Origin of the sequence: Microtetraspora malaysiensis, from assembly GCF_001528665.1 — a bacterium.
GTDB classification, from domain to species: Bacteria; Actinomycetota; Actinomycetes; order Streptosporangiales; family Streptosporangiaceae; genus Microtetraspora_A; species Microtetraspora_A malaysiensis.
Genome location: NZ_BBYJ01000010.1, coordinates 122,918 through 138,719, shown reverse-complemented (window position 1 = coordinate 138,719; position 15,802 = coordinate 122,918). Strand labels below are relative to the sequence as shown.

15 protein-coding genes are annotated in these 15,802 nt (G+C 72.0%); 9 read left to right on the top strand and 6 right to left on the bottom strand.

What is annotated here, in order from left to right; all coding sequences use genetic code 11:
• Positions 1 to 77: 77 nt before the first annotated feature.
• Together AWQ71_RS14265 and AWQ71_RS14260 are read right to left on the bottom strand one after the other, a co-directional pair.
• On the bottom strand, positions 78 to 716 hold the full coding sequence (locus AWQ71_RS14265; protein WP_067132692.1) for a GOLPH3/VPS74 family protein: 639 nt from the start codon (positions 714 to 716) through the stop codon (positions 78 to 80).
• 124 nt (positions 717 to 840) lie between these two features.
• Entirely contained in the window at positions 841 to 2,235 is a 1,395-nt protein-coding gene (locus AWQ71_RS14260; protein WP_067133151.1) for an APC family permease, read from the bottom strand.
• Between the two features lie 446 nt (positions 2,236 to 2,681).
• Here AWQ71_RS14260 and miaB point away from each other — a divergent pair, with 446 nt between their 5' ends.
• The gene (miaB, locus tag AWQ71_RS14255; protein WP_067132689.1) at positions 2,682 to 4,169 is read left to right on the top strand and encodes a tRNA (N6-isopentenyl adenosine(37)-C2)-methylthiotransferase MiaB; all 1,488 of its coding nucleotides are present in this window, start codon (positions 2,682 to 2,684) and stop codon (positions 4,167 to 4,169) included.
• 119 nt (positions 4,170 to 4,288) lie between these two features.
• On the opposite strand, the gene AWQ71_RS41590 is transcribed toward miaB, so the two are convergent.
• Positions 4,289 to 5,176, bottom strand: coding sequence for a hypothetical protein (locus AWQ71_RS41590; RefSeq protein WP_157570345.1), 888 nt, complete (start codon positions 5,174 to 5,176; stop codon positions 4,289 to 4,291).
• A 272-nt stretch (positions 5,177 to 5,448) separates the two neighbouring features.
• On the opposite strand from AWQ71_RS41590, the gene AWQ71_RS14245 reads away from it, so the two are divergent.
• Positions 5,449 to 5,982: a hypothetical protein gene (locus tag AWQ71_RS14245; RefSeq protein ID WP_067132683.1), complete on the top strand. Its 534-nt coding sequence runs from the start codon at positions 5,449 to 5,451 to the stop codon at positions 5,980 to 5,982.
• A gap of 58 nt (positions 5,983 to 6,040) precedes the next feature.
• Positions 6,041 to 6,769 (top strand): class III extradiol dioxygenase subunit B-like domain-containing protein, encoded by a 729-nt coding sequence (locus tag AWQ71_RS14240; protein ID WP_067132679.1) that lies wholly within the window; start codon positions 6,041 to 6,043, stop codon positions 6,767 to 6,769.
• A 16-nt stretch (positions 6,770 to 6,785) separates the two neighbouring features.
• Here AWQ71_RS14240 and AWQ71_RS14235 read toward each other — a convergent pair whose 3' ends face one another.
• Positions 6,786 to 7,709, bottom strand: a complete 924-nt coding sequence (locus AWQ71_RS14235) for a ribonuclease Z (protein WP_067132677.1) — start codon at positions 7,707 to 7,709, stop codon at positions 6,786 to 6,788.
• Positions 7,710 to 7,810: 101 nt separating this feature from the next.
• On the opposite strand from AWQ71_RS14235, the gene AWQ71_RS14230 reads away from it, so the two are divergent.
• Entirely contained in the window at positions 7,811 to 8,338 is a 528-nt protein-coding gene (locus tag AWQ71_RS14230; RefSeq protein WP_218001779.1) for a methylated-DNA--[protein]-cysteine S-methyltransferase, read from the top strand.
• 90 nt (positions 8,339 to 8,428) lie between these two features.
• Here AWQ71_RS14230 and AWQ71_RS14225 read toward each other — a convergent pair whose 3' ends face one another.
• Positions 8,429 to 8,656 carry a hypothetical protein gene (locus tag AWQ71_RS14225; RefSeq protein WP_157570344.1) on the bottom strand — a complete coding sequence of 76 codons (228 nt, stop codon included), beginning with the start codon at positions 8,654 to 8,656 and terminating at the stop codon, positions 8,429 to 8,431.
• 75 nt (positions 8,657 to 8,731) lie between these two features.
• Here AWQ71_RS14225 and miaA point away from each other — a divergent pair, with 75 nt between their 5' ends.
• From miaA to AWQ71_RS14210, 3 genes are all read left to right on the top strand, one after another.
• Positions 8,732 to 9,637, top strand: coding sequence for a tRNA (adenosine(37)-N6)-dimethylallyltransferase MiaA (gene miaA, locus AWQ71_RS14220; RefSeq protein ID WP_245658280.1), 906 nt, complete (start codon positions 8,732 to 8,734; stop codon positions 9,635 to 9,637).
• Between the two features lie 62 nt (positions 9,638 to 9,699).
• Entirely contained in the window at positions 9,700 to 10,518 is an 819-nt protein-coding gene (gene dapF / locus AWQ71_RS14215) for a diaminopimelate epimerase (protein WP_067132665.1), read from the top strand.
• Positions 10,519 to 10,600: 82 nt separating this feature from the next.
• Entirely contained in the window at positions 10,601 to 12,883 is a 2,283-nt protein-coding gene (locus AWQ71_RS14210; protein ID WP_067132662.1) for a hypothetical protein, read from the top strand.
• A gap of 99 nt (positions 12,884 to 12,982) precedes the next feature.
• Here AWQ71_RS14210 and AWQ71_RS14205 read toward each other — a convergent pair whose 3' ends face one another.
• On the bottom strand, positions 12,983 to 13,564 hold the full coding sequence (locus AWQ71_RS14205; RefSeq protein ID WP_067132659.1) for a helix-turn-helix domain-containing protein: 582 nt from the start codon (positions 13,562 to 13,564) through the stop codon (positions 12,983 to 12,985).
• Between the two features lie 88 nt (positions 13,565 to 13,652).
• Here AWQ71_RS14205 and AWQ71_RS14200 point away from each other — a divergent pair, with 88 nt between their 5' ends.
• On the top strand, positions 13,653 to 14,948 hold the full coding sequence (locus AWQ71_RS14200) for a benzoate/H(+) symporter BenE family transporter (RefSeq protein WP_067132656.1): 1,296 nt from the start codon (positions 13,653 to 13,655) through the stop codon (positions 14,946 to 14,948).
• A 60-nt stretch (positions 14,949 to 15,008) separates the two neighbouring features.
• Positions 15,009 to 15,779 (top strand): HNH endonuclease family protein, encoded by a 771-nt coding sequence (locus AWQ71_RS14195; protein ID WP_067132653.1) that lies wholly within the window; start codon positions 15,009 to 15,011, stop codon positions 15,777 to 15,779.
• Positions 15,780 to 15,802 lie beyond the last annotated feature (23 nt).

Genomic DNA, 15,802 nt, shown 5'->3' with positions numbered 1-15,802 from the left:
CTCAGGCTAGCGACGTCACCGCCAAGAATGATGGGACTTTGTCCCGGTTGGAGGGGGATTGGTGCGGCGGGGCGGGGTCACCGGTACAGGGCGATGGCGTTCTCGCTGATGAGGGTCTCGACGACGCCGATGACCTCGTTGACCGGGCGGGGGTACTCCCGGGCGATGGCGCGCAGGCGGTTGACGAGCGGCCCGGACGGCTGGGCGAGGTGGAGCGCCGACTCCAGCCGCAGCACGCCGACCAGGCCGCACAGCGCGGCGCACCGCGCGTCCGGCTGCTCGCCGGCCTCGACCGCGCCGCGCACCCCGGCCCGCGCCCGTACGACGGGGGCGACGTCCGCCGGCTCGTACCGGGTCTGCGACATGACGCCCATGCGCCTCCGGGTCACCCGGGTGAGGACGCCGGCGGCGACCAGGCCTCCGCAGGCGCGGTCGTAGACGTCCTCGGCCACCTTCTTGAGCCAGAACTTGACGTCCCGGTTGTCGCGGTCCTTGAGGATCACCGGGATCAGGCTGTCGGCGATCATGTCCCCGGTCGGGCTGCGGTCATAGACGGCGAGCCGTCCCTGGGTGATCTCCAGGCGGCCGCTCAGGGCCAGGTCGAGCAGCACCGCGCCCGCCAGCCCGACGCCCAGCGAGGACAGGTGGATCAGGGGTTTGCCGGTCTGGTCGTGGGCGATCAGATACAGGTCGTGATGGAGCGGCGGCCGGTTCATGACGTCGGGGGGTCCTCTGCTGGGGGCGTCCGGACCGGCGGATCGGCAGGGTGCCGTGCCGGCCGGTCCTGAGCGGGGTGCGGGCCTGTGGGCGGGCCGGGTGCCCGGCCGCCGACGGCGCCGCTCACTGGTGCTGCTCCTCCGCGACGGTGAGGCCGGACGGGGTCGGCCTGCGTCCCATGGCGTACAGGACGAGCAGGACCAGGGCGCCGATGGCGAGCCAGATCAGACCCACCTTCTGCGCCAGGATATTGGCGTTGACGACGACGAAGATCAGGATCGCCATGCCGATGAGCGGGACGACCAGGTGTCTCCAGTAGTCGGTCGACTTGCGGCGGATCACGTAGTGCGTGATGACGGAGATGTGCAGCACGATGAAGGCGATCAGCGCGCCCATGTTGATCAGGCTGCTGAGCAGGCCGACGCCGTCGTCGCGGGACGACATCCACAGCCCGACGACGATGGACAGCGCCGCGACGAAGAGGGTGGCGTTGGTCGGCACGGAGCGCTTGACCGAGACCTTGGCCAGGAAGGACGGGAGCTGCCGGTCGCGCGCCATCGCGTAGAGGAGCCGGGAGACGGCCACCTGCGCGACCATCGTGTCGGCAACGCCCCAGGAGACGGCGGTCGCGGTGGACGTGACGTGGGCGAGCCAGCTCCCTCCGGCGATCTCCGCCGTGTCGTAGAAGGCGGTGTCGCCCGGGTCGCCGTGCGCGATCAGGCCGGCCGGGTCGGGGACCAGCAGCGCGGCGACCCACACCTGGACGATGAAGAGCGCGCCGGCCAGGATCAGCGCCAGCCGCATGGCCTTGCCGACCTGGGCGGAGCCGCCCTTGGCCTCCTCGACGAGCATGCTGATGCCGTCGAACCCGAGGAAGGACAGGACGGCCACGGAGACCGCGCCGAACACGACGGGCCAGGAGAAGGTGTCCGGATTGAACAACGGCGCGAAGCTGAACCCGTGACCCTTGCCCTGCAGCAGGGCCCAGATGCCGGCCGCGAGGAACAGCCCGAGCACGATCAGCTCGATCGTGATCAGCGCCTTCGTGAGCGAGATGGTCATCCGGATGCCGCGCAGGTTGATGACCGTGTTGACCACCACGAAGAAGAGCAGCCACGCCCAGACGGGGATCGCGGGAATCGAGGCGTGTATGGCCATCGAGGCGACGAGGTAAAGCAGGCTCGGGACGATGATGTAGTCGAGCAGGATCGCCCATCCGGTCATAAAACCGACAGGGGGCGCGATGCCGCGGCCGGCGTAGTTGTAGACCGAGCCCGACAGCGGGAACGCCTTGACCATCTGTGCGTAGGAGGCTGCGGTGAACAGCAGTGCGATCATCCCGATCGCGTACGTGAGGGCGGGCATGCCCTTGGAGATGGAGTACACCTGGCCGAAAATCGCGAATGGCGCGATCGGCACCATGAAGATCAGGCCGTAGAACACCAGGTCGGTCAGCCCGATGTGGCGGCGTAATTCCTGCCGGTATCCGTACTGCTCGACATTCTCCTGGGGCTGCACCACAGCCTCCTCGTAACGTTATTTCTCAATGCAAGGGAGACATGTGACCAAAATGCAGTCAATCCGTAATGGATGTCATCTTCTGGCCAAAAAAGTCGTTTAGAGATCTTCCCGTAGCGCCCGAGCCGTCGCAAGAGGAGGACGACCGATATGTGGGACGCGGCTCTCGTGATCTCCGTGAAGGGCCGTGGGGGCCTCGCGCGCCGATACGGACCGGGTCGCATACGCGGGTACGGCCAGGGCCTCATCGGCGGTTACGGCCCGGCCGAACCGGGCGGCCAAGCCCGGCTTCCGGGCGTCGGCGGGAAACGGGCCGTACCCGACCCTTTGACCATCTGTTTCCGGCCATTGTCGGCATCTTCGGTTTGGATCTTCGTTGTCCCGATCCGGGATGGGCCCGCGGAGGCGTTCCGGGGTCGCCGGAGCGCCTACCCTTGTTGGTTGAGATGACTGTCACCGAAGCAGGCGCCCGCACGTACGAGGTACGGACCTATGGGTGCCAGATGAACGTGCACGACTCCGAGCGGCTCTCCGGGCTGCTGGAGGACGCCGGATACGTCCGCGCCCCGGAGGGGGAGACGGCGGACGTCATCGTGTTCAACACCTGCGCCGTGCGGGAGAACGCGGACAACCGGCTCTACGGCAACCTCGGGCATCTACGGCCGATCAAGATGGCCCGGGAGGGCATGCAGATCGCCGTCGGCGGCTGCCTCGCCCAGAAGGACCAGGGCGAGATCGTCCGCAAGGCCCCGTGGGTGGACGTCGTCTTCGGCACGCACAACATCGGCTCGCTTCCGGTGCTGCTCGAACGCGCCCGCATCGCCCAGGAGGCGCAGGTCGAGATCAAGGACTCGCTGGAGACCTTCCCCTCGACGCTCCCGACCAGGCGCGAGTCCGCCTACGCCGCGTGGGTCGCCATCTCCGTCGGGTGTAACAACACCTGCACCTTCTGCATCGTGCCGTCGCTGCGCGGCAAGGAGAAGGACCGCCGTCCCGGCGACATCCTGAGCGAGATCCGCACCCTGGTCGACCAGGGCGTCCTGGAGATCACCCTCCTCGGCCAGAACGTCAACACGTACGGCGTCGAGTTCGGCGACCGGCTCGCGTTCGGCAAGCTGCTGCGCGCCTGCGGCGACGTCGAGGGGCTGGAGCGGGTCCGCTTCACGTCGCCCCACCCGGCGGCGTTCACCGACGACGTCATCCACGCGATGGCCGAGACGCCCAACGTCGTGCACCAGTTGCACATGCCGCTGCAGTCGGGCTCCGACCGGGTGCTCAAGGCCATGCGCCGCTCGTACCGCGCGGAGCGCTACCTCGGCATCATCGACCGGGTCAGGGCCGCCATGCCCGACGCGGCCATCTCGACCGACATCATCGTGGGCTTCCCCGGCGAGACCGAGGAGGACTTCCAGCAGACCCTCGACGTGGTCCGCGCGTCCCGCTTCGCCAACGCCTTCACCTTCCAGTACTCCATCCGCCCCGGCACCCCGGCGGCGACCATGGAGGACCAGGTGCCCAAGGCCGTCGTCCAGGAGCGTTACGAGCGCCTGGTGGCCCTCCAGGAGGAGATCTCCTGGGAGGAGAACAAGAAGCAGGTCGGACGCACTCTCGAGGTGCTGATCGCCGAGGGTGAGGGCCGCAAGGACGACGCCACGCACCGCCTGTCCGGTCGCGCCGCCGACAACCGACTGGTGCACCTCGCGGCCGTGGACGCCCGTCCCGGCGACATGGTGACCGCCGAGGTGACGTACGCCGCCCCGCACCACCTCGTCGCCGACACGGTCGTCTCCGTACGGCGGACGCGCGCGGGGGACGCGTGGGAGGCGCGGCAGGCCGCGCCGAGCGCCGGGAGCGCGGTCAGCCTGGGCATGCCGACCATCGGCCGGCCGCCGGCCGAGGCCGTTCCCTCCTCGGCCTGCTCCGTCCACCCCTGAGGCGGGCGCCCGGCGTGGCCAAGGGCCGGTGAGCGGCATGGCCGTCAGCCCGGGCGGCGGCTTCCGAACGTTCTGAAAGGGGCGACCGCCCCTTTTCGCGTCGTGCCGCCGTACGGGGCTCAAGCGCGGGGCGCGATCAGGCTGTCGACGAACCGGTGGCAGAAGTCCCGGCGGAAGTCGTGGAAGGTCGCGCAGGGGTCCGGGAAGAGCCGGCCACGCGGCCGGCTGCGGTCGGACGGCGTGGCGGACCTCCGTCGCGCGGTCCCGGTATTCCCGGTGATCGACGCACCTCCGGCGCCCGCCGTCTTCGTGGGAGCCGGTTTCGTCGGCGTCGGCTTCGGGGTCGCCGGCTCTCCGGGCGCGGGCGACGGCCGCGCGTCGGCGGTGCTCCGGACCGGGGGAGGGAACGGCATCGGCGACATCCGTGTCACGGGACGCGACGGCGGCGGCAGCGTGAGCCGGGTGAGGGAGCGCGGAGTCGTTCCCGGGTCGTCGGGGTCGAGGCGGACCGTGCCGAGCCCTCCGGGGTCCAGGACCAGGCCTTCTGTGCCGATGTGGCCTGTTTCCCCGCCGTCTGTGCCGGCGCTCGCCCGCGTGCGGTCCGATCCGGTCGGGCCGGTGGCGGCGGTCCCGGCTCGGGAGGCGTCCGCCGCGGAGTCGCCGCCGTTCCGGTCGGCCGGTGTACCGGTGTGCCCGCCGTGGCTCCGGCCGGTGGCCGAGCTGTCCACGGCCCCCGGTGTGCCTCCGAGTGCGGGCCCGCCGGGCGCGGGGTCGCGGCCGCGAACGTGGCCGAGCGACGCCGGGCCGCGCGCGGAGTCCCGCGCTCCCAGGGCCGCCCCGCCGGTCGAGGGATGACGCCGATGTCCGTCGTCGCCTTCCACCGGACCGCCGGTGGTGCCGAGCAGCACGCCCAGCCCGCCCAGGGCGACGACGCCGGCGGCTCCCGCCAGGGCGATGCCCGTACGCCATGGGTGCTGTCGTCGCGGGACGTCCGCAAAATCGCTCAAGCCTGACAAAACATGACTCTTTCGTGATCGGCCGACGCCGCTCCGTCACGGCGGGCGGGACCAGTGTGGTGCACCGGCCGGGCGCGTGGCGCCGATTCGGCGATCTCGCTCCACCGGCCCGTTCCACTTGTGGGCGATTTGAGATCATTTCCGATGAAGTGATGTTATTTGTGTGGTTAATGTGCGAAAGGTGGCTTCTGCTGGCTAGGCTGGCCGGGCCCTTCGGGGGCCTGGAGATTTCCCCCGACCAGCCGCAGGGAGTTGTTGTCACCTTGGACACGCACGATCGACCGCCGCACCACGAGGAGGAGCCGACCCGGCCCACTCCCGCGAGCCCGCCGAGATCGGCGGGCCGTCCGCGATCCCGCCGCAGGAGCGGTCTGGACAAACGCGTCGTCGCCGGGGCCGCGCTCGTCGCGATCCTGGCCACCGGCGGCGTGGTGTACGCCGTCGCGGGCTCGGGAGGAGCGGGCGGGCCGGCCGAGAGCGGCCAGTCCGCGGACAGCCGCCCCACGCCGGCCGCCGACGCCGGGGCGGACGACGCGAGCCCGCCGGACGCCGACGCGCCCGATGACGCGGGTGCGGGCGGCGGCTCGACCACCACGGGAGGCTCCTCCGCGTCCGGCGGCGGATCCGGCTCCGGCGGGAACGGCCGCAAGGGTGCCACCCCGAACGAGACGAAGTCGTCCACCACCGGGAAGTCGCCGGCCAAGCCGTCCACCGGCGGGACGGACGACCCGGACGGGCTGGACCGCACCGGAGGCGCCGGCGTCGTCGAGCCCGGAGAGCCCGCCGGCGGTTACTGATCCGCGCCCGTCCGGCGGGACGGTCGGCGGCCGATGGCGCGACGGATAGCCTGGGGCGGTGCTCGTCGCCGCCGCGGTATGCCCGCATCCGCCATTGATCGTCCCCGAGCTCGCCGGATCGGCCGCGTCCGAGCTCGATCCGCTCCGTACGGCGTGCACGGAGGCGCTGCGGTCCCTCGTCCGATCCGGGCCCGACGTGATCGTCGTGCTCGGGGGCGCCGACCGGAGCGCCTCGTATCCCGGTGACGCCGCGGGCACCTTGCGGCCGTGGGGCGTGGACGTCCGGGTGGGCCGGGGCGCCCCCGTCCTCCCCCTGTCACTCACCGTCGGCCGCTGGCTGCTCGACCGCGCGGAGCTTCCCGGGCCGGTTCCGGCCGCGCGGTTCGAGGCGGTCGCCATCGACGCGCCGCCCGACGAGTGCGCGGCGCTCGGCGCGAAGATCGCCCGGGCGGGCGACCGGGTCGCGGTCCTCGCCATGGGGGACGGCTCGGCCCGGCTGACGGAGAAGTCCCCGGGCTATCTGCACCCGGCGGCGGCGCCGTACGACGAGATGCTGGCGGACGCGCTCGGGAACGCCCGGGTCGACCGGCTCGCCGTCCTCGACCCGGCGGAGGCCGCGGATCTGTGGGTGGCCGGGCGGGCCGTGTTCCAGACCCTCGCCGCCGCGGCGGGCGCCCGCGACGAGTCGATCGCCGCGGGCGGGCTGCGCGGCGAGCTGCTCTATCAGGACGCCCCCTACGGCGTCGGCTACCTGGTGGCCCGGTGGTCCGCCGCGGACGCCGCCTGACCGCGCCGTCGATCGATCAGCTCTGCCGCTTCGGCACCGGGACCCGCATGAGGTCGCGGGCGAGGACGATCTCGCCGCCGAACGCCTCGCCCGCCTCGTCGAGGAAGCGCGGCTCGTCGTCCGCCGAATACCGCTCCGAGAAGTGGGCCAGGACGAGCCGCCGCACGCCGCACTCGGCCGCCGCCTTCCCCGCCTGGGCCGCGGTGAGGTGGCCGTACTCGGTGGCCAGGGCCGCCTCGGCGGACAGGAACGTGGACTCGATGACGAGCAGATCGACGCCCTCGGCCAGCGCGTACACGCCGTCACAGAGCCGGGTGTCCATCACGAACGCCGCGCTCTGGCCGGGGCGCGGCACGCTGCAGTCGGCGAGATGGACGGTGGAGCCGTCGGGGGCGGTCACCGTGCCGTTCCGCTGCAGCTCCCCGACCATGGGGCCGGTCACGCCGCGCCTGGCGAGCTCGGCGGGGAGCATCCGTCGCCCGGCCGGCTCGTCCACGCGATAGCCGTACGACGCGACGGGGTGCGAGAGCGGTCGCGCGGTGAGGGTCACCGGTCCCGCGGGCAGGTGCGCGACCTCGCCGGACACCGGCCGCGTCTTGATGACGGAGGTGTCGGCGAAGGCCGAGGCGTGGCGCAGCCGCTCCCAGTACGTCTGGCCCGCGGCGGGGTAGGCCGCCTGGACCTGGTGGCCGACGCGGTCCCGGGCGATCCGCTGGACGACGCCGGGCACCCCGAGGCAGTGGTCGCCGTGGAAGTGCGTGACGCAGATCCAGGTGATGTCGTGCGCGCTCACCCCGGCGTGCAGCATCTGCCGCTGGGTGCCCTCGCCCGGGTCGAACAGGAATCCCTCGCCGTCCCAGCGCAGCAGGTAGCCGTTGTGGTTGCGCCGCCGGGTCGGCACGGCGCTTGCGGTTCCAAGGACGACGAGTTCGCGCAGCACGTCTGAAAACTATCGCGATGGGTGGGAATCCTCCTCAGCACGGCTTGTACCGGGCTGAGACGGTGTCCGCAGCGGCGGAACGGACCGGAAGAATGGAACGTATGGAGACAGTCGCCTTCAGCAGCGTCCCGACGAAAGTCGGCGACGTCCTCGCCGCCGTGACGGAGGACGGCGTCGCCGCCACGCAGTTCCACGACGGCCCCGAGACTCGGGCGCGGATCAGCGAGCGGCTGCGGATGGCCGTCGTCGAGGACCCGGACCGCACGGCGCCGGTCCGGGAGGAGCTGGCGGCGTACTTCGCCGGCGAGCTACGCGAGTTCGGCGTGGCGCTCGACTGGCGGCTGATGTCCAGCATTCAGCGCCGGGTGCTCGGCACGCTCTTCACCACGGTCCCGTACGGACACGTCGTGACATATGGCGAGCTGGCCGACCGGAGCGGCACCGGCGTTCCCGCGCGCGGAATCGGATCGATCATGGGAAGCAACCCCATCCCGATCATCGTGCCCTGCCATCGCGTCGTCGCGGGCAACGGCCTGGGCGGCTTCAGCGGCGGAGAGGGCGTGGAGTCGAAGCGCTGGCTGCTCACCCTTGAGGGCTACCTGCAGCCCACCCTCGACTGGGCCCTCTGATCCGGTGCCGCTCCGGCCTCGCGGAGCGGCACCCGGGACCTTTCGGGGGCGGCGACGCGGCCCCCTTCGCGCCCGTCGGCGCGACCGGCCTCAGCGGGGTCCGCCTCCACCGGTTCCGCCGGTGATGTCGCCAGGGCCTTCTCTCCTGCCCGACTCCCCGCCGAGCTTGCCCTTGGCGTCCTCGAACGTGTCGCGTGCGGTGTCCTTGACGTCGCGCTCCATGTCCTCGTGCATCTTGGCGTGACGCTGCTTCGGGATACTCTGCAGCCTCTCGGCCGTGTTGCTGAGTATCTCCTTGACCTTGTCGATGATCGACATCGTGAAATTCACCCCGATTCGATGCGACCGGGCCGTACGGCACCCCCTTACCCAGGAGTTGAGAGACTTATCGTTGTGGGACCGCTACCTGTCATCGCCGTTGTGGGCGCCACGGCGGCCGGAAAGTCCGACCTGGCCGTCGATCTGGCGCTCCGGCTGGGCGGTGACGTCATCAACACCGATTCCATGCAGCTTTACCGAGGCATGGACGTCGGAACGGCGAAACTGACCGTCTCCGAGCGCAGGGGCGTGCCGCACCATTTGCTGGACATCTGGCCGGTGAGCCGGACCGCGAGCGTCGCCGAGTACCAGGGGCTGGTCCGGCCGTTGATCGACCGGCTCAGGTCGGCGGACCGGGCGGCGGTTCTCGCCGGCGGCTCCGGGCTCTACGTCCGGGCCGCGCTCGACGACCTGGAGTTCCCGGGGACCGACCCGGCCATCCGCGAGCGACTGGAGAAGGAGCTGGCCGAGATCGGACCGGCCCCCCTCCACGAGAGGCTCACCCGGCAGGACCCGGTCGCGGCGGCCCAGATCCTGCCGAGCAACGGCCGCCGGATCGTCCGCGCGCTTGAGGTGATCGAGCTGTCCGGGCGGCCCTTCTCGGCCACCATGCCGTCGTACGACTCGGTCTACGACAGCGTGCAGATCGGCGTCGAGGTGCCGAGGCCGATCCTGGACGAGCGGATCGCCCTGCGGGTGGACCGCATGTGGAACGCCGGCCTCGTCGAGGAGGTGCGGCGGCTCGCCGAGCACGGCCTGGCGGAGGGGCGTACGGCCAGCCGTGCGCTCGGCTACGCCCAGGTGCTGCGCTTCCTCGACGGGGAGTGGACCGAGGAACAGGCCAGGGACGAGACGATCCGGGCCACCCGCCGGTTCGCCCGCCGCCAGGAGTCGTGGTTCCGCCGCGACCCCCGGGTCGTGTGGCTGCCCTTCGACGCCCCCGACCTGACGGACCGGGCGCTCACCCTGGTCCGGCGGTAGTCCCACGTCAGCCGGAGGCGGGCCGCGTCCGGCGCGGTCGGCGGCGACTAAAATCCGCTGTTATGCGGTTCGTCAAGGGACACGGCACCCAGAACGACTTCGTCATCATCCCGGATCCGGACGCGGCGCTCGATCTGACGCCCGCGGCCGTCGCGGCGCTGTGCCATCGGCGCGCGGGGATCGGCGGCGACGGCGTCCTGCGCGTGGTGCGCACCAAGCTCTGCCCCGAGGTGGCCGACCAGGCGGGCCGGGCCGAGTGGTTCATGGACTACCGCAACGCCGACGGCAGCGTGGCCGAGATGTGCGGCAACGGCGTTCGGGTCTTCGCCCGCTACCTCGTCGCGTCCGGGCTGGCCGCGCCCGGCGAGTTCGGCGTCGCCACCCGGGCCGGTGTCAGGCGGGTACGGCTGGCCGCCGAAGGCGACGTCACCGTGGACATGGGCCGGCCCCGCGTCCTCGGCGAGAGCCGTACGACCGTGAACGGCCGCGAATACCGCGGCCTGAACGTGAACATGGGCAACCCGCACCTGGCCTGCCTCATCGACGACCCGGTGGCCGGGCTCGACCTCACCGCGCAGCCCGGCTTCGACCGCGACGTCTACCCCGACGGGGTCAACGTCGAGCTGATCAACCGGGTGGACGACCGTACCGTCTCCATGCGCGTGCACGAGCGCGGGTCGGGGGAGACCCGATCCTGCGGCACCGGGGCGGTCGCGACCGCCGTGGCCGCCGCGCACGCCGCCGGGGAGAGTACCGGAGCCTGGGCCGTCCGCGTGCTCGGCGGCACCGTGACCGTCACCCTCGACGAGGAGACCAGCCTTCTCTCCGGCCCGGCCGTCCTGGTCGCCTCCGGAGAGTGGCCCGCCGCACTGGACCTCTGATCGACCGTTTTCCCCAACGCCCGGTTAACACATGGGTCGCGGCGTTTGGGGCATGGTCGGTGAGCTGGCAGACTGACTCCCCATGGACGTGGACATCTGGGCCTGGGTCGGCGGCACCCAGCGGGAACTGCACGAAGCCGGCAACGCCGGTCTGGCCGTGGCGCTGGGTGACGTCCCGGCGCAGGCCCTCGAAGGGCGGTACGGGCAGCTCGACGTCGTGGCCCCGGCCATCGCCCAGCAGGCGGAGGTGCTCGGCAAGCCGTGGCTGGAGCTCTTCGCCCGCTATTGGCACATGATCGGCCGGGTGGGCGACCGGGCGAACGGCGCGGTCGCGCTCGACGACGCGCGGCAGCTCCTCGAGTTCGCACAGCGGGACGACGTCCGGGAGTGCCCGGCCGCGTCCGTCGCGGTCGAGGTGCTGGCGATGGCCCAGGCGAACACGGACGGTCCCGGATACGCCGATGAGCGGCTGGCCTCCGTCGGCGCCGCGCTCGACGGCATGGAGCCGGACTCGCTCGCCTTCCCGGGGCTCATCACCCAGTACGTCGCCGCCCTGCTCGACGCGGGCAAGGCCGGCGAGGCGGTCACCTACGCCGAGGCCGCGGTCGAACGGCTGCGGGCCGCCGGCCGCGAGGCGAGCTGGGAGCTGGGCGCGATCTCCGCGCGGGCGCTGCTCGCCGACGGCCGGGCCGAGGCCGCCCTGGCCGCGCTCGACGCGGCCACCGGTTTCAAGCCGGACGACCCGGTCGCCAAGGCGCGCCGCGAGGCGCTGCTGCGCACCGCCATCCTGATCGAGCTCGGCCGTACGGACGAGGCCGTCGAGGCGCTGCCCGACCTCGACGTCGTCGGCGAGCACCCGCGCGAGTGGGTGGAGTGGGCGCTGACGGTCGCCAAGCTGGCCGGCAGCGGCTCGATCTCCAACAGCTGGCAGCTCGGCCGGGTGCTGCGCCAGTGGCTCGCGTACTTCGAGACGATGGGCGGGCACCGGGCCCGGGTGGAGCTGGCGCTGGCCGCCGGCGACCTGGCCGTCGCCCGCCAGGCCCTGTGGCAGGCCCGGCTGCTCGCCGACCTGGCCGAGGCGGCGCTGGCCGACCTCAAGACCACGGAGGGCCTCCCCGAGCGGATCGCCGCGCTGCGCGCCGCCATCGACGCGGCCCCCCTCCTGCCCGCGCCCGGCCCGCAGGAGGAGCTGGTCTCCTACTTCGACGCCGCCGACGGCCGCACGGCCGACCCGGAGCGGTGGGTGGGCTGGCTCTGGCCGCTGTCCGGCCGGGACCTGGAGGCGACCCGCCGCCACGCCACCACGCTCGGCTTCCTCGGCTACCCCGGCACCGGGGCGGACATCTACTGGAAGATGATCACGGTGGACGGCGACCCGGCCGCCGCCGCCGAGGAGGACCTCGCGTACCTCACCGGCCTGCTGATCGAGGCGAACCAGGACGAGCGGGTCGAGGAACTCGCCGCCCGCCTGCCCGAGCGGCACTCCCACCTCGCCCTCGCCCGGCTGCACCGCGCCCGCGAGCGCTGGCCGGAGACCGCGGCCGAGGCGGAGCAGGCCGTCGCCGCCGGAGCGGCCGTCGAGGGCCGCCGACTCTGGTCGGGCGCCGTGCAGCAGCTCGGCGACAACGCCAAGGGCGCCGAGGTCATGCTGCCGCTCCTCGACTCCGACGACGCGGAGGAGGAGGACATCTGGCGGATCATCGTTCTGGCCACCGCGGCCGAGGACTGGACCGCCGTCCGCGCCGCCGCCGCCAAGCTGGGCATGCCGATCCAGTCCGCGGAGGGGCCGATCGAGGAGGAGTGGCACCTCGTCCGCACCATCCTGCCCGCGCCCGACGGCAGCCAGCGGGAGGTGCTCGCCGTACGGACCGGTCCGGCGACGGCGCGCCTCGCGATCCCGCAGCCGCGCGGCATGGACTACAACGCGGGCGACGTGGTCGTGATCGACCCGCGTCCGCTGGAGCCGGTCCCGGAGGACCCCGAGGAGCGGGAGAGCTTCGTCATCCCGTTCGCGGGCGTGACGATGCTGCGCCCCGGCGGGTACACGAGCTGGTTCTTCGACGGCGCGGCGCCCTCGGAGGACGAGTGGACCGAGTTCAACGAGCTGCTCGCCGAGCGCGGCTGGCCGATGTGGGTCTACAGCGACGAGAACTACCAGGTGAACCACCCGGCGACCGGTGAGCGGCTGCCCGGAGTGTTCGGCTGGATCGCGGTGCCGCCGACGGTGGCCCCGGCCGAGCTGGACGCGGTGCTCGACGACGCGACCGAGCAGTGGGTGCACCCGCTCGCCTGGCTCGACCTCGCCCGTGAGGTCGGGATCGAGATCGAGCGGCACGAGCGCATCTCCAAGGAGTACGGCCTCTGATTCCCGGCTCTCCGGCCACGGAGAGCTCGCGAGAGCGTGAGGGGCGTCCGCCCCGGTCTCACCCGACCGGGGCGGACGCCCCTTTCTCGTCGCGGGGCTTCAGGGCCTCTCCGGCGGCGTCGGGGAGGTGTGGCGGATGACGAGGGAGGCGTGCACGTCCTCGCCGGTCTCCGCGGCGTACATGTGCGGCATGTCGGACACCCAGCTCGCGTGGCCGCCGGCCGGGATGACGATCGGGCGGTCGAGCGGGCCCACCTTGGCGGTCCCGGTGAAGACGGTGAGGAACTCCACGGCGCCCAGCGGGTGGGCGGGGGAGATCTGCACCCGGCCCGGCCTGATCCGCAGCCGGTAGAGCTCGGTCGTGACGCGGCCGTCCACGAAGGTCTCCAGGAGCGCCGCGGAGACCGCGTCCCCGTGGACCGCCTCCGGCGGGACGGTTCCCCGCGCGGGGTCGGTCGGCGCGTCGGTGAGCAGGGCCGCGAGGGGCACGTCGAGCTGGGCGGTGATCGCGTAGAGGGTCTCGACGGTCGGGTTGCGGGTGCCGGCCTCCAGTCCGGACAGCGTGGCCTTGCCGACGCCCGCCCGCAGGGCCAGCTCAGACAGGGAAAGGCCGCGTTCGGCGCGCAACCGCCGGACGCGGCGGCCGACCTCGGCGGCGAAGGCGGCGGAGTTTTCCCTCATGTGCCCAGTATCAGGCTCATCCGTTCCGTTTGCGGAACGCGACGGCATAAACTCTGTGTTCCGTATACGGAACGAACGGAGTTCTGCCATGGGGCGCGTGCTGCAGCCGATCCTCGCCGGGGTCGTCCTGGCCGTCGTGGGCTTCGCCAGTTCGTTCGCCGTCGTGCTCGCCGGGCTACGGGCCGTCGGGGCCGACCAGGCACAGGCGACGTCCGGGCTGCTGGCGCTCTGCCTCGCGATGGGGATCCTCGGGATCGTGCTCGGGCTGCGCTACCGCATGCCGATGAGCGTCGCCTGGTCCACGCCGGGCGCCGCGCTGCTGGCGTCGATCGGGTCGGACGGCGCCGATCATCGAGCCGACTACCGGGCCGCGCTGGGCGCCTTCGCCGTCACCGGTCTGCTGTTCGTGCTGGCCGGGCTGTCCGACCGGTTCAGCCGCCTGCTGCACGCCATCCCCGCCCCGCTGGCCGGGGCCATGCTCGCCGGAGTGCTGCTGCCGCTGTGCCTGGCCCCCGTCCAGGCGGTCGTACAGTTCCCCGGGCCGGCGATACCGATCGTCGTCGCCTGGGCGGTGCTGTTCCGCTTCGCCAGGAGGTGGGCGGTGCCGGGTGCGCTGGTCGTCGCCGTCGCCGTCATCCTGCTCACCCAGCCCCGGGCGGAGCACGGCGGCGGCCTGTGGCCCGCGGTGACCGTCGAGGCGCCCGCGTTCTCGGTCGGCGCCGTGGTCGGCATCGCGATCCCGCTGTTCATCGTCACGATGGCGTCCCAGAACGTGGCCGGGATGAGCATGCTCGCGACGTACGGCTACCACCCGAGGCTCCGGCCGATCCTGACCTCGACGGGGCTCGCCACGATCGCCGTGGCCCCCTTCGGCGGGCACGCCGTCAACCTCGCGGCGATCACGACGGCGCTGGCGGCGGGCCCGGACGCGCATCCCGACCGGGAGCGGCGCTGGATCGCCTCGGTCACCGGTGGGGTCGTCTACATCGTGCTCGGCCTGTCCATCGGCCTGACCGTCTCGCTGATCGCCGGATCGCCGCCGCTGCTCATCGAGACGGTGGCGGGGCTGGCGCTGCTGGCCACACTCGGGTCGGCGGTCCAGGCCGCCGTCGCGAACGAGGGGGAGCGCGACGCGGCGGTGGTCACGTTCGTGGTCACCGCGTCGGGGATCGCTCCCTTCGGCATCGGAGCCGCGTTCTGGGGGCTCGCCGCCGGCCTGGCCTTCCGCGCCCTGCTGGGCAGGCGGCGCAACCCCGCCACGGCGGCGGAAGCGTCCTCCGCCACGCCGTCCGCGTCCGGCTCCGCTCCCGAGCCGGTGCCTGACTCCGCCCCCGTTCGCGAGCCCGTGTCCGGGTTGACTGGAAAACCTGACATTTCCCGATAATTACTACTTCTTGACCCTTTGCTATACCTAGGTAGGAAATTCCTTGACCTAGGGGTGGCAATGCGGGCACGCGGATCCAGGGCGATCCTCGGTTTCTCGGTGGTGGCGGCCGTACTGGCGGGCTGTGGGCCGCTGGACGTACCGGACACCGGAGTCGAACACCTCGCCAAGAGCGCCTCGCCGAAGGCGGGCGGGAGCGGGCGGGGGGCCAGTCCGCTGGAGAACACCGATGGGACGCGGCCGGGGCTCGCGCCCATCACGGGGGCGAAGGAGAAGGCGAAGGCCCGCGATCTCATCGAGAAGGTCGCCACCAAGAAGCGCGGCACCAAGGACGGATACAGCCGGGACAAGTTCGGCTCCGCGTGGAGCGACAGCGTGGACGACATTCCCTTCGGCCGCAACGGCTGCGACACCCGCAACGACCTCCTCCGGCGGGACGGCCAGAAGCTGCAATATCGCGAAGGGTCGACCTGCATCCTCATCTCCATGACGCTGGACGACCCCTACACCGGCAAGACGATCGACTGGCGCAAGGAGAAGGCAGCCGAGGTCCAGATCGACCACGTCATGCCGCTCTCCTATGACTGGCAGATGGGCGCGTCGCGGTGGAGCGACGTCAAGCGCAAGCAGATCGCCAACGACCCGCTCAACCTGCTGCCCGTGAACGGGTCGATGAACGCGTCGAAGAGCGACTCCGGCCCGGCCAACTGGCTCCCACCGGTCATCGAGATCCGCTGCTCGTACGTCGTGCGGTTCGCGCAGGTCGCGCTGAAGTACGAGCTGCCGGTGACCCCCGAGGACAAGACGATCATGCTGGAGCAGTGCGCCTGACGACGTGATCGCCTGATCGGGGC

Excerpts from the sequence above, each read along its gene's own strand:
- AWQ71_RS14265 (WP_067132692.1), bottom strand. The coding sequence starts at position 716 with ATGAACCGGCCGCCGCTCCATCACGACCTGTATCTGATCGCCCACGAC.
- miaB (WP_067132689.1), top strand. The coding sequence starts at position 2,682 with ATGACTGTCACCGAAGCAGGCGCCCGCACGTACGAGGTACGGACCTAT.
- AWQ71_RS14230 (WP_218001779.1), top strand. The coding sequence starts at position 7,811 with ATGGAGACAGTCGCCTTCAGCAGCGTCCCGACGAAAGTCGGCGACGTC.
- AWQ71_RS14225 (WP_157570344.1), bottom strand. The coding sequence starts at position 8,656 with ATGTCGATCATCGACAAGGTCAAGGAGATACTCAGCAACACGGCCGAG.
- dapF (WP_067132665.1), top strand. The coding sequence starts at position 9,700 with ATGCGGTTCGTCAAGGGACACGGCACCCAGAACGACTTCGTCATCATC.
- AWQ71_RS14210 (WP_067132662.1), top strand. The coding sequence starts at position 10,601 with ATGGACGTGGACATCTGGGCCTGGGTCGGCGGCACCCAGCGGGAACTG.
- AWQ71_RS14205 (WP_067132659.1), bottom strand. The coding sequence starts at position 13,564 with ATGAGGGAAAACTCCGCCGCCTTCGCCGCCGAGGTCGGCCGCCGCGTC.
- AWQ71_RS14200 (WP_067132656.1), top strand. The coding sequence starts at position 13,653 with ATGGGGCGCGTGCTGCAGCCGATCCTCGCCGGGGTCGTCCTGGCCGTC.
- AWQ71_RS14195 (WP_067132653.1), top strand. The coding sequence starts at position 15,009 with ATGCGGGCACGCGGATCCAGGGCGATCCTCGGTTTCTCGGTGGTGGCG.